Raw genomic sequence first — 12,131 nt, forward strand, 5'->3', positions numbered from 1 at the left:
AGAGGAGGAAATCGAAACCTCTCGGAAGCGTCAAGCCCGCAACGGCGCTCGAGGCGACGGCGACCTGCAACGACCTCGATTACCTCCGTCCGCGCCGGAATGCCCCCGTCGCGCGTCCCGAACAAGCGGCGGCATCGAGCCGCGCGAGCCTGGGCGCGCGACGGCGCAGCGTCACCTGCCGTCGTACGGCCCCAGGATCACCAGCCCGGGAGGCGGATAGGACAAGCAAACGCGTTCCGCAAAGGCAAGATTCTCGGAGCCGTTCCTGACTCGTGCAGTCCGACTATACGAGCTCATCGACAGAACGGGCCTTATGCGATGGGGCAGGTCTTCCACGCCTGAAACGCCTGGGATTACCGCGACGTAGCACCAAGCGAAAGGCATCCTACCGTATAGCTGTACCCTACTGAGCGCGCGTGCGTGCGTGCGCGCCCGTAAGGGGAGGAGAAAATATCCCGCAACATCCCGCAGTCGCCGAAAGCCCCCGCCGTTGCTCGGCTTTCCTTGCGGGATGTCGTGCGGGATGTCGCGATCCCACATCCCGCTGCCGAGTCGCGTCGCTTGAGCGCCAGCGACCGGAAGTCTGCCGCCGCCCGCTCCGCCGTGGTACATCGGCGCCATGGGCCTCTTGACCTTCGGACTCAACGTGACGCTGGACGGGTGCTGCGACCATCGCGAGGGGATCGCGGACGACGAGCTGCACGACTACTTCACGCAGCTGATGGACGCAGCCGGGGCGATGCTGTGGGGGCGCGTCACGTACGAGCTCATGGAGAGCGCCTGGCCGGCGGTGGCGCGCGACGAGAACGCGCCACGCGCGATGCGGGAGTGGGCGCGCAAGCTGGAGGCCAAGCCGAAGTATGTGGTCTCGGCCTCGCGCCGCGACTTCCCGTGGAACAACACCTTCCGCGTCGAGGGGGATTTGCGTGAGGCCGTAACGCAGCTGAAGGAGAAGACCCCGCAAGGCGTGCTAGTGGGCAGTCCCACGCTCTCGACGGCGCTCGAACGGCTGGGGCTGATCGATGAGTACCGTCTCGTCGTCCACCCCGTCCTCGCCGGCCACGGGCCAACCTTGTTTCAGGGCCTGGAGCCCTCGCGGCGCCTCGAGCTCGTCTCGACGAGCCGCATGAAGTCCGGCCAGGTCGCGCTGCATTACCGCCGCAAAGAGGGATGACCCGATCAGGCCGGGCGGTCCTCGTCGCTGCGCCTTGGCGAGGATCGAGCTGCGGATAGGACAAGCAAACGCGTTCCGTAAAATCAAGATTCTCGGAGCCGTTCCTGACCCGAGTGGATATCGACGCGGCCGCTCCGCGATCAGCCAGACGGACATCGAGGGTCCCGAGCTCGCCGGCGTCCATCTCGACGCCGCGGCCGTGCTGCCTGCTCTGGCACCATTCTGCTCTGGCACCATGTAGCGCGACGCCTGTCACCCGGATGCCTACCGCTCACGCCCGTACAGCGACCACGCGGCTACCCAGCCGCGCGGTGGCGCGCTCACACCGTTCGCCTGGACGCGCTCTCGTCAGCTTGAGCCAGGCTCGACCCAGTCGCGTGACCGCGCAGTTTGCCCGCAACGTCTGGTAGGCTCGCGGAGTGCCTTCCGCCCGCTATCCCCGCTCCGCGGCCGAGATCCTCCGCACCGTCCCGCGGCGCCACCGCGCCGTGCTGCTCGGGTTAGGCGTGAACCTGGACGACCCTGCGGACGCGGAGCTCTTCGTCTCGGGTGTCCGTGCCGCAGAGGACGCGATCACGGCGCAGGAGCGCTGGGAACGGGAGAGAGGGCTGCGTTGAGCTGGTCCATCCCGAAGCGCGACCCCGAACCACCTGCCTGACGCCCCCGAAAACCGGCGGCGGCGAAGCTCGGGCCGGCTATCTGCATGGTTCACGGAGGCATGCGCCGTGACCCGGAACATCTACGACGATCCCGGATTCTTCGAGGCCTACAGCCAGCTTCGCCGGTCCGTCGAGGGCCTTGACGGCGCGCCCGAGTGGGTCAAAAAAAGATGGGTCGCACCCATCTCCCGGTGGACGTGCCTCCAAGAAAAGATGGGTCGCACCCATCTCCCGGTGGACGTGCCTCCAACAAAAGATGGGTCGCACCCATCTCCCGGTGGACGTGCCTCCAACAAAAGATGGGTCGCACCCATCTCCCGGTGGACGTGCCTCCAAGAAAAGATGGGTCGCACCCATCTCCCGGTGGACGTGCCTCCAAAAAAAGATGGGTCGCACCCATCTCCCGGTGGACGTGCCTCCAAGAAAAGATGGGTCGCACCCGTCTCCCGGTGGACGTGCCTCCAACAAAAGATGGGTCGCACCCATCTCCCGGTGGACGTGCCTCCAAGAAAAGATGGGTCGCACCCGCCGCGGCGTCAGTCCCCGTCAGCCCCGTCAGTCCCCCCCGACGCCCACCTCGCGCCAGCGGATGTCCACCCGCTTCGCCCCGAGCTGGGTCGCGAGCGCCGTGAGCTGCCGCTCGGCCTGCGCCCTCGCGCGCACCATCACGTCCCCCTCGAGCGCGGCCTTCTCGATCGCCTCCGTCGCCTCCTTCCGGGCCCGCGACTCGAGCTGCTCGTTGCGCCGCGCGAGCAAGCTCGTCGACCGCGTGTAGACGTACGTCCCGTCCTCGTCGAGCCGCGTCGAGAAGACCTCCGGCGCCGGCAGCGTCATCCGCGCGACGCCGGTCTCCGGATCCATCGCGATGTCGTCCTCGCCGAGCCGCGCGAGATCGACGCCGATCGTGACGTGACCCACCGCGACGAGCAGGAGGGCGTCGCTGGCCTGCACAAGGCCGAACAGGCGGCTCTGGCGGTCGGCCAGATCCACGACCTTCTCGACGTGCACCTCCGTGGTCTCGAGCCGCGACAGGTCGCGGATCGCGACGAGGATCGCAGGAGACGGCCGCACGACCACGCCGCTCTCCGGCGCGGGCGCGCGGAGGCGCGGCGCCACGACGAGCGCGCCGAACCCGATCGACGCGAGCGACGCGACGACGAGCAGCGCGATCCGCGCGGCGCGGCCGGCCTGCGCGGGGGGGCGGGGCGCGTGAACGGCGACCGAAGCGTAAGGATCCTGGAGCGGGCCTTCCATCGGGGGCTACCTCGGAGGACCACAGGCGCGCACGCGCCCACGGCAGCTCGGCTGGACACAGACCCGAGGAGCCGCGCGTCCTCGGGACAGAGTTCTGAGAACACGAAGGCCGGAAGGCGAGAAGAATCGACCTGCCGGCCTCACGCCGCCCGCGTCACGCACCGCGGCGCGGACATCACCGGCCGCGCGGCCGAGGATGAGAGCGCCTGCTCGAGCATCCCGTCGTCGATCTCGCCCTCGGCCGCCTGCTCGATGGCGAGCCGCACGTCGCGGTTCGCGCAGCCCTCGGCCGCGATCCGCAGCCGCTCCGCCGTCTGGACGTCGCGCGACGACGAGAGCGCGAGCGCGGCGCCGATGCGGAGCTCGGCCGGCGCGCCGCCGTCCTCGAGCACCGCGAACGCCTGCTCCCGCGTGAGCTTCGCCGTCCGGTAATCGGCGCCGGCCTCGCTCAGGAGGCGGTGCAGCGCCGCCCGCCAGGCCGGCGCAGGCAGGCCGCGGCGCTCGAGGAGCGCGCCGGCGCGCCCCACCTCGCGCGCGCCGCACCCGCTCCGCTCGCGCAGCAACGCGAGCAGGTGCTCGCGGCGCCGCTCGGCGAGCACCATGCTGAGCCCCGTCTCGCTGGGGTCGCGCAGCAGCTGCGGCGACACGAGGGTGAGCGGGAGCTCCTCACCCCCCGTGAGCAAGAGCTCGACCCCGAGCGCGGTCTCGTCGACCCGCTCGATGCAACCGAACGAGACAAAACGCTCGCCGGCCTCGTCCCGGAGCGAGAGCCCGTCGCTGCCCGCCACGAGCACGCGGCGCGCAGAGCCCTCCCTGAGCAGCGCCGCGAGCGCCCACGCCGAGCCGCCCGTGATCACGCCGAGCGAGAGCGCCAGGTCGAAATCGAGCACCGCCCAGCAGATCAGGGACACGAGCGTCGCGACCCCGACGAACAGACGGCGCCGGAGCAGCGGCGACACGTCGTCATACAGCCGAGCGCTCCACGTGCCCCGCGCCCGCCCGGCGGCGATCGCGCCGACCAGCCGCTCCGCGTCGACCGGGTCGTCGACGCGCACGCGGATGACATCGCCGTCGTCGGTCCTCAAGGTGACCTCGCCACCGGAGCTCGAGAGCCCCGCGCGCGTGAGCGAGAGGAGCGAGAACGACCTCCGATCGCCAGGACGCTCGATCCACAGCGCGTTGCTCACCCGGACGACCGACGCGCCGGACGAGCCCACCGCCGCCCAGAGCCAGGCGATCGGCGTGTACAGCATGCACGCGACGCAGAGCAGCGCGAGCAGCAAGCCGAGCAGCACGAACGGCGTCAGGAGCACCGTCGCCAGCGGGCCGGCGATGGGCTCGACGAGCGAGGCGACCGAGAAGACGACAAGCAGCCAGGCGAGCGCCGACATGAGCATCCGGCCGACGAAGCGCGCGTCCGCGTAGGGCTGGATGAGCACCCCGCAACGCTTGAACACGCCGTCCCTTCCAGCGGTCCCTGCCACCCCATCACGGTGAGCTCCCCCGCCCGCAAGTTCAAGCGCACAGCGCGATTCCAACGCAAGCCAACGCAAGAAGCACCCGTGCGCCGCCGCGGCGGCGGCCGCCCTCAGTACGCGTCCGCCGGAGCGCGCGCGTCCGCAGGGAGCGTGAGCGGGAGCATCCCCACGGCCGCATCCCCGCCGTCCAGCCACTGATATCGCGCCAGGTTCGAGAGGACACGGCCCACGTAGCCGCGCGTCTCGTCATACGGGATCCGCGCCACCCACACGTCGGTGTCCCGGTCGATGCTCCCCTCGAGCCAGTGCGACACGGCCTTCGGGCCGGCGTTGTACCCCGCCGTCGCGAGCGGCAGGCTGCCCTCGAACGTCCGGAGCAGCTTGCCGATGTAGAAGCCGCCGAGGCGCAGGTTGATCGGCGCGCTCTTGAGCTGCCCGAGCTCGAAGCCGAGCGAGAGCTCGCCCGCCGCCTTCCGCGCCGTCGCCGGCATGAGCTGCATCAGCCCGACCGCGCTCGCAGGGCTCACCACGACGGGATCGAACGCGCTCTCCTGGCGCATCAGCGCGTGAACGAGGCCCTTCGGCAGCCCGTGCTGCGCCTCGAGCGCGCGCACCTCGCCGACGTACGGCTCCGGATAGACGCACTCCCACGTCCAGCGATCGGCCCCCGAAGGCGCGCGCTGGAGCGCCGCGGCGGAGACCGCCTGCGTGCCCACCCGGTAGCGACGCTTCGCGGGCGAGAGCATGCCGTACATCCTGCAGAGCGCCTCGCTCTCCTGCCCCGCATAGGCCGCCGTCACCTCGCGCTCGTTGTCGGCGAGGTAGCTCTCCGCGTCGCGGTCGAGCCCCATCGACGCGAGCAGCGCCGCGGCCGGCGGCAGCTTCACCTCCGCAGGCGGCGCGTCCGGGAGCGACCCCGGGACGAGCAGCGGCGGCATGGGCGCGCCCACGGCCGCGAGGCGCGAGCGCGCGAGCAGCGCGCCCCACGAGAGCGGCTGCTCCTTCATCACCTGCGTCCAGAGCCGCACCGCGCCGGCGCGATCGCCGCCGCGCAGCGCCGCCAGCCCCGCGAGCTCGCGCAGCCTCGCCGCGTCGACCGCGCGCGCGCCGCGCGCGAGCTGCTCCAGCGGCTGGCGCGCCCGCGCGGCGCCGCTCGTCGAGAGCGTCGCGAGCGCGCGCTCGTAGACGGCGTCGCCGCGACGCTCGCTCCGCGGGTAGGCGGCGATGAACCGGCCGTACTGCGCGACCGCCTCCGCGTAACGGCCGACCTGCATGAGGAGGCGCGCGGACAGCAGGCTCGAGAGCTCGCCCCAGCGGGTCTTCCGGAACCTGCGCGCGACCGCGAGGTGCCGCTCGATCGCCTCGGCCTCGCGGTGGAGCCGCGAGAGCGAGCGCGCCGCGAGGTGCAGCTGCTCCGCCTGGCGCGCCGAGGGCGAGGCCGCGACCTTGAGGAACGCCTCGGCCGCGCCCGCGTAGTCGCGCGCCTGGTACAGCGCCGTGGCCCTGCGGTGGCGGAGCTCCGACGCCGGCACGCCCGAGAGCTTGTCGAGCTCGGCGATCGCCTCGGCCGCGCTGCCCCCGGCGACCATGGCGTCGACCTTCTGGAGCCGGTCCTCCTGCGAGAGCTGCCCCGGCATCGCGGCGAGGAGCGCCGCGGCCTCGCGCCCGTCGGGCGACGACGGAGCGTTCTTCACGATCCACCGGAGGTCGGCGAGCGCGAGCGCGAGCGCCGCCGCCGCCGCCTTCGCGCCGCCCTCGTCCTGAGGCCGCTCGGCGGCGTCGCGCACGCCGAGCTGGACGCGCGCCCGCGAGAGCCGCGCCGCCGCCTCGTCGCGCGACCTCCGCGCGCGCTGCGCCGCCGTCACGGCCCGATCGGCGAGCGCGCGGGCCTGCTGGAGATCGCCGCCCTTCATGTAGGCGATCGCCGCGCGCGCGAGGCCGGGCGCGGCGCTCGAGGCCTCGAAGTGCGCCGCCGCCGCGAGGAACGGCCCCACCTCGAACGCCGCCTCCGCGCGGTAGCGCGCCACCTCGCGGGCGAGCAGCGGCAGCTCCTGCTCCAGGCCGTGGAGCAGCTCCACCGTCTTGCCGTGATTCCCGCGCTCGAACGCGACGCGCGCCCGCGCGTACTTCATCGCGGGCAGCGCCCGCTGCGCCATCGGCAGCGCGTCGAGCCGCTCCGCCGCCTCGGCCCAGCGCTCGAGCCGCACCGCCTCGACCCACGCGCCGTCGGGCATGAGCGGGGTGAGCGGCGCGAGCGGCGCGACGGCGGCCGCGGCAGGCGGCGCGGCCGAGGGCGCGGCGCGCGCGGTGCTCTGCGAAGGCGGCGGCCCGGACGCATGGTGCTCGGCGCACGCGACGAGCGAGGTGCCGAGGAGACACGCGGCGGCCAGCCGGCGGCGCGCCTCCCGCGACGGCTTCGATGGCGACGGAGCCCGTTTCATAGCCGACCCGGCGCGGTGGACGCCCCACCGGCAGCGCGCCTCGAGGACCGGGCCCCGCGGGACGACGGCCTCCGCGCGCAGGCCGCTCGCACCGCAGCGCTCGCGCTGCCGACCCCTCTAGCTAGCAAGCTTCGGCCCGAGGTCACAAACAAAGTGTCGGGCCCGACGCGATCCACCGCTTTCCGATCTCGACGTCCTCCTCGAACAGGAAGGCCTCGACCTCGTCGAGCGAGCCGGCGCGGTTCGGCGGCGCACCGAGGCGGAGCGCCGCGGCCTTGCCGAACGCGGCGACCACCGGGTGCGGCGAGCTCGCGAGCCGCAGGAGCTCGGGCACGAGCTCCGTGGCCCCGAGCACCCCCGCGAGGATCGCCGCCAGCGGCCGCGGATCGGCGGGGCAGTCGTAGCTCCACGACAGCGCCGAGCGCAGCACCGCGATCGTCTCGGGCGCCGCCGCGCGCGCCGCCGCCGTGCGGTAGCCGCCCCCCGGGAGCACGAGCTGCGCGGCGCCGCGGCTCGTCGCGCAGACGCCGTCCGCCGCCTGCAGCAGCGCCGCGGCGATCGGCTCGGTCACGCCGTCGCCGAGCACCGTCAGCCCGTCGATGTCGCCGGCGACGGGCCGCGCCGCCTCCTGCGCATAGCCCTCGAGGTTGGCGAGGAGCCGATCGAGATCCACCGCGCCCGCGGCGCGGCCGGCCAGCACGTCGCGCGCGGTGTGCACCGTCACGAGGCTCGACACGACGGCCGGCGTCCCGCCGCGCATCGTGTGCGAGACGTCGACGCTCACCCGCTTCACGGCGGGCCACCGCAGCACCCGCGGCTCGGTGTCCGGGTCGACGAGGATCCCCCAGGGCACGACGGCCATCGCCACCTCGCGCGCGCCGCGCTGGACCCGGAGGCGCTGCTCGGCGCGGGCCAGCGCGAGCACGCCGAGCGCGCTCCCCATCGCCATGAGCCCCAGCGAGAGCGCCTGGCTCCCGGCGCTCCACATCGCCGCGGAGGCCCCCGCGAGCCCCGCGGTCCCCGCCGCGGCGAGCGCGCCGGGCGAGCCGGGCCCCGGATGGAGCCCCACGTAGCGGAAATCCGGCGGAGGCAGCTTGCGCAGCACGGTGACGACCCCGGACAACGACTCTAGGCTGCCGCGCCGCCGCGCGCCACCGGATGCGCGGGCGCGCCCCGCGCGCGGGATGGCGGGATGGATGATGGCGCAGGCGGGCGCTGCCGTCGTCACCCCACCCCACCCCACCCCGCGCGACCCCGCGCGCGAGGCGGTGATAACTTCGCGGGCGGTGCTGCTCTCCCGCGTCCGCCTCGCCCATGTCGGCCCGTTCGATGACCTGTCGCTCTCCTTCGAGGACGCCGCCGGCGCGCCCCGCCGGCTCGTGGTCCTCTTCGGCGGAGACGGCGTGGGCAAGACCTCGATCCTGTCGGCGATCGCGTCGACGCGGCCCGGGTACGCGGTCGCACAGCTGAGATCGCGCGGAGACGACGGCTCGCCCCCGCTCGTCGTCACCGACTGGATGCTCGGCACGGACGACCCGGCGCGCGCGCACCCGCTGCGCGTCGCGAGCCCGAACGCGCGCCTCGACGAGCCCGAGGACGCGGCGCTCGTGCGGCGGAGGGAGCAGGCGCTGTTCGAGCGGCGCGCGGCGGAGGGGGGCTTTGTCCTCGTGGCGCTCTCGGGCGCGCGCTGGTTCTCCCGCACGTCGATCCTGCTGACGACGCCCGAGCGCAGCGTCCTCCGCTACGACGTGCGCGCGGCGGCGAGCTTCGACGACGCGACGCGCACCGATCTCGCCCGCGAGACGAAGCAGGTCCTCTCGTTCATCCCCGTCGCGGCCGCGATCGCCCGCGACCGCGCGAAGAGCCAGCCGGAGGCGCGGCCTCCCGCGCGAGCGGACGCACAAGGAGAGCGGCTCGGCGCGCTCGAGCGCGCGCTCAAGGACGTGCTCGAGGCGCTGCTCGAGGGCCACGACGTGACGTACGCGGGCGTCGATCCGCTCCGGCTCGAGCCGCTCTTCGAGCGCGCGGACGGCCAGCGCGTCGATTTCGACGAGCTCGGGCGGAGCGCGCGGCACACCATCGCGTTCGGCGCGCTGGCGCTCCGCGCGCTCGCCTCCGCGCACCCGACCGGCGATCCGCGGCTCGCCGAGGGGGTGGTGCTGATCGACGACATCGAGGCGCAGCAGCCGGTGCACCGCCAGCGATCGCTCACCGCGCGCCTGCGCGCGGCGCTGCCCAACGTGCAGTGGATCGTCACGACGTCGTCGCCCGCGATCGCGCTCGGCTGCGAGCTCTCCGACGTGATCGCCCTCCGCCGCGAGCCCTCGTCGGGGCGCGTCGAGCTGCACGAGGGCCCGGACGCCGTGCTGCACTGAGCCGCGCGGCGGCGGCGCTGCGCGCGCCGCCTCTCCCCTGGCCCCCGGGTCCGGGCGCCGCGCGCGTCAGGCGAGCGGCACGGCGAGGAGCACGATCTCCTTGCCGCGGACCTCGATCTTGTAGCGCATGGGCTTGCCGTGCTTCTGCCCGAGCTCGAGCTCGCTCGACTTGAGGCGGGCGACGAACGCGTCGCGGGTGATGTGATCCACCGGGTCGCCGAGCGACCTCTTCGCGGCGATGTACTCGGCGAAGATGCGCGCGTAGTAGGCGTCCTCCGGCTCCTCGAGGAGCGCCTTGGCGTCGGCCGGGATCTCGCCGGGGGACAGCGCGGCCATCCGCTCGTCGACGTCGAGGGCGTCGCGGAACGACGCCGACGTGGGCGCGCGCGACGGGCGCCCCTCGGCGTCGGTCTCGTCCTCCTGCACGCCGAGCAGCTGGTTCAGGAGCGAGTTCAGCCGGAACACGAGCCCGCCGAGCTCGGCGTGCTCGATCTCGAACCGGAGGTCGGTCCGGCCGTTCATGATCGCGAGCAGGCCGTCCTCGATCTCGGAGACCGGCTGCGAGATGTACGCGTCCAGGAAGTAGGCGGCGATCACGACGAGCACGAGCCCGAGCGCGGTGACGCCGAGCAGCGGCCAGAGCAGCGAGCTGGCGAGCCCCGGCGTCTGGAGCTGCGCGATGCTGAGGAGCACCGCCCGCCGCCCGTCGCCGTACCCGTCGAGCGCGTGCCCGACCGCGCTGTACTCGCCGGAGAGCCCGCTGATGTCGATCGACCGCCCGGAGCTCAGCGCCTGGAGGGCGCTGTCCTTCGCCGGCGACGCCGTGAGCGCCGCGACGAGCTGCGGCCGGGCGTCGCGCGACTTCGCCACCACGTCGAGCCCGTCGCCCGACTGCATCGCGACCACGAGCAGCCGCCCGCTCGTGCGCTCGCTCGCGTTGGTCAGCCGCTCGTCGTTCAGCGCGGTGCCCACCGCGACGGCGCCGATGATCTGCCCGGCGTCATTGCGGATCGGCGCGTACGACGCGAGCAGCTGCTCGTTGCGCGCCCGGCTCACCCACACGTCCGAGCCGGTCACGCCCTGCTCGATCGCGCGCTTCAGCGACGGGTAGACGGCGCCGAGGTTGTCCCCGCGCATGAGCGCCGAGGCGTTCCGCCCGAGCACCACGCCCTTCGTGTCCACCAGGACCACGAGAGAGGGCGGGGTCCTGGCCAGCTCGGGCGAGGCGGCGACCGCCTCCCGGATGGCGTTGGCGGCGCTCGTGGCCGCCTCGGCGCGGGCCGGGGCGGTGCCGGCGTTGAACGGCTCGCGCAGCTTCGGGTCGCTCGCGTGGGAGGCGAGCCACCGCTCCAGCACGAGGCCGTCCACCTGAAGCTGCGCCATGGCGGCCGCGAGCGCGCGCGACGCCTCGCCCGGACGCCCGATCTCCCCGAGGGAGGCGCGCGTGAGGGCGTACGAGAGCCCTCCGACCATGAGGACAATCACGGCGAAGACTGCGATGATCTTTCCGCGCATCCTGCGTCTCCACTCCTTCTTTCCGGGGCCCAGGGCACGCTACCATCCGCTGCGGCGCTGCTACAACTCTCCACCCAGCTCATGGTGCACTTGAATCAGCCGCACTCCGAGGCCCCGCGCCTCTACGTCGTCGACGACGCGCTGTTTGAACAACATCGCGCGCGCGGCGCCCACCCAGAGCGCCCGGAGCGCCTCGAGGCCGCCCGGCGGGCGATCGAGCGCTGCGCGGCGTCCGGCCTCTCGCTCGAGAGCGTCGCGACGCGCGACGCCACCGAGGAAGAGCTCGCCCGGGTCCACGCCCCCCGGTACCTGGAGTCGCTGGGTCGGGTCAGCGGGCACTACGCGGCGCTCGACCCCGACACGTACGTCGTCCCGCGCTCGGTCGACGCGGCGAGGCGCGGCGCCGGCGCCGCGGTGGCGCTTGTCGAGGCGGTGCTCGCCGGCCCCGGCCGGCTCGGGGTCGCGCTGCTGCGGCCGCCCGGCCACCACGCGACGCGCGACGCGGGCATGGGCTTCTGCCTCCTGAACAACGTCGCCGTGGCGGCGAGGGCCGCGTTGAACAGCGGGCTCTCGCGGGTGGCGGTGATCGACTTCGACGTGCACCACGGCAACGGCACGCAGGACATCTTCTGGGACGACCCGCGGGTGCTGTTCTGCTCGCTGCACCAGTGGCCGTTCTATCCCGGCACCGGCGCCGCCGAGGAGCTCGGCGGCGGCGAGGGCTCCGGCTACACGGTGAACGTGCCGCTGTCCGACGGGGCGACGGATGCGGTCTACGAGGCGGCGTTCGACGAGCTCGTCCTGCCGGTGCTCGACGAGTACGCGCCCGAGCTCATCCTTGTCTCGGCCGGGTTCGACGCGCACGAGCGCGATCCGATGGCGGCGATGAAGCTGTCGCGCTCGGCCTACGCGGCGATGGGTCGCCGGCTCGCGGCGATGGCGAAGGCGAAGGCGGGGGGGCGGCTCGCGATCTTCCTGGAGGGCGGCTACGACCTGGCCGCCCTCGAGAGCTCGCTCACGGCGGCGCTGCTCGCGGCGTCCGGCCGCGAGACGGCGGACGAGCCGACCGGCGCGGCCGGGCCGCCGGCGCAGCGCGCGCCGATCTCGACGCGCCACCGCGCGGACCTCGACCGCGCCCGCCGGGTCGCGCTGCGCCGGTGGGCGACGCTCTGAGCGGGAGGCGTCCGGGGGGGCGGGCGGGGGGGCGCAAATCCTCCGGGCGCCGGAGGCCGCCG

General features: G+C 73.7%; 9 protein-coding genes and 1 pseudogene. 5 read left to right on the forward strand and 5 right to left on the reverse strand.

Translation table 11 applies throughout. The annotated features are described in order from the left end of the window. Positions 1-619: 619 nt before the first annotated feature. The 3 genes and pseudogenes from WME75_RS32480 to WME75_RS32490 all read left to right on the forward strand — a co-directional run. Positions 620-1,174 carry a dihydrofolate reductase family protein gene (locus WME75_RS32480; RefSeq protein ID WP_437479092.1) on the forward strand — a complete coding sequence of 185 codons (555 nt, stop codon included), beginning with the start codon at positions 620-622 and terminating at the stop codon, positions 1,172-1,174. Between the two features lie 419 nt (positions 1,175-1,593). Next, a complete protein-coding gene (locus WME75_RS32485) occupies positions 1,594-1,791 on the forward strand; it encodes a hypothetical protein (RefSeq protein ID WP_437479093.1) in 198 nt (65 codons plus the stop codon). A gap of 108 nt (positions 1,792-1,899) precedes the next feature. Beyond that, positions 1,900-2,016 (forward strand): annotated as a pseudogene (locus WME75_RS32490) (SAM-dependent methyltransferase); the annotation flags it as partial. 372 nt (positions 2,017-2,388) lie between these two features. On the opposite strand, the gene WME75_RS32495 reads toward WME75_RS32490, so the two are convergent. From WME75_RS32495 to WME75_RS32510, 4 genes are all read right to left on the reverse strand, one after another. Next, entirely contained in the window at positions 2,389-3,087 is a 699-nt protein-coding gene (locus WME75_RS32495; RefSeq protein WP_437479094.1) for a DUF4230 domain-containing protein, read from the reverse strand. A gap of 140 nt (positions 3,088-3,227) precedes the next feature. After that, positions 3,228-4,544 (reverse strand): hypothetical protein, encoded by a 1,317-nt coding sequence (locus tag WME75_RS32500; RefSeq protein WP_437479095.1) that lies wholly within the window; start codon positions 4,542-4,544, stop codon positions 3,228-3,230. A gap of 131 nt (positions 4,545-4,675) precedes the next feature. Further along, complete coding sequence (locus tag WME75_RS32505) at positions 4,676-7,006, reverse strand: transglycosylase SLT domain-containing protein (protein ID WP_437479096.1); 2,331 nt, start codon at positions 7,004-7,006, stop codon at positions 4,676-4,678. 142 nt (positions 7,007-7,148) lie between these two features. After that, positions 7,149-8,129: a hypothetical protein gene (locus tag WME75_RS32510; protein ID WP_437479097.1), complete on the reverse strand. Its 981-nt coding sequence runs from the start codon at positions 8,127-8,129 to the stop codon at positions 7,149-7,151. A gap of 73 nt (positions 8,130-8,202) precedes the next feature. Here WME75_RS32510 and WME75_RS32515 point away from each other — a divergent pair, with 73 nt between their 5' ends. Continuing rightward, positions 8,203-9,381 (forward strand): hypothetical protein, encoded by a 1,179-nt coding sequence (locus tag WME75_RS32515; RefSeq protein ID WP_437479098.1) that lies wholly within the window; start codon positions 8,203-8,205, stop codon positions 9,379-9,381. A gap of 66 nt (positions 9,382-9,447) precedes the next feature. Here the strand turns inward: WME75_RS32515 and WME75_RS32520 are convergent, their stop codons facing one another. Beyond that, positions 9,448-10,896 carry an MXAN_5187 C-terminal domain-containing protein gene (locus tag WME75_RS32520; RefSeq protein ID WP_437479099.1) on the reverse strand — a complete coding sequence of 483 codons (1,449 nt, stop codon included), beginning with the start codon at positions 10,894-10,896 and terminating at the stop codon, positions 9,448-9,450. Positions 10,897-10,977: 81 nt separating this feature from the next. Here WME75_RS32520 and WME75_RS32525 point away from each other — a divergent pair, with 81 nt between their 5' ends. Further along, entirely contained in the window at positions 10,978-12,069 is a 1,092-nt protein-coding gene (locus tag WME75_RS32525) for a histone deacetylase family protein (protein ID WP_437479100.1), read from the forward strand. The last annotated feature ends 62 nt before the right edge of the window (positions 12,070-12,131 follow it).

This window comes from Sorangium sp. So ce1014 (genome assembly GCF_051521505.1).
In the GTDB taxonomy this organism is placed as follows: Bacteria; Myxococcota_A; Polyangia; order Polyangiales; family Polyangiaceae; genus Sorangium.

Bases quoted from the DNA above. Each gene is read 5' to 3' on its own strand.
- WME75_RS32480 (WP_437479092.1), top strand. From the start codon at position 620: ATGGGCCTCTTGACCTTCGGACTCAACGTGACGCTGGACGGGTGCTGC.
- WME75_RS32495 (WP_437479094.1), bottom strand. From the start codon at position 3,087: ATGGAAGGCCCGCTCCAGGATCCTTACGCTTCGGTCGCCGTTCACGCG.
- WME75_RS32505 (WP_437479096.1), bottom strand. From the start codon at position 7,006: ATGAAACGGGCTCCGTCGCCATCGAAGCCGTCGCGGGAGGCGCGCCGC.
- WME75_RS32515 (WP_437479098.1), top strand. From the start codon at position 8,203: ATGATGGCGCAGGCGGGCGCTGCCGTCGTCACCCCACCCCACCCCACC.
- WME75_RS32520 (WP_437479099.1), bottom strand. From the start codon at position 10,896: ATGCGCGGAAAGATCATCGCAGTCTTCGCCGTGATTGTCCTCATGGTC.
- WME75_RS32525 (WP_437479100.1), top strand. From the start codon at position 10,978: ATGGTGCACTTGAATCAGCCGCACTCCGAGGCCCCGCGCCTCTACGTC.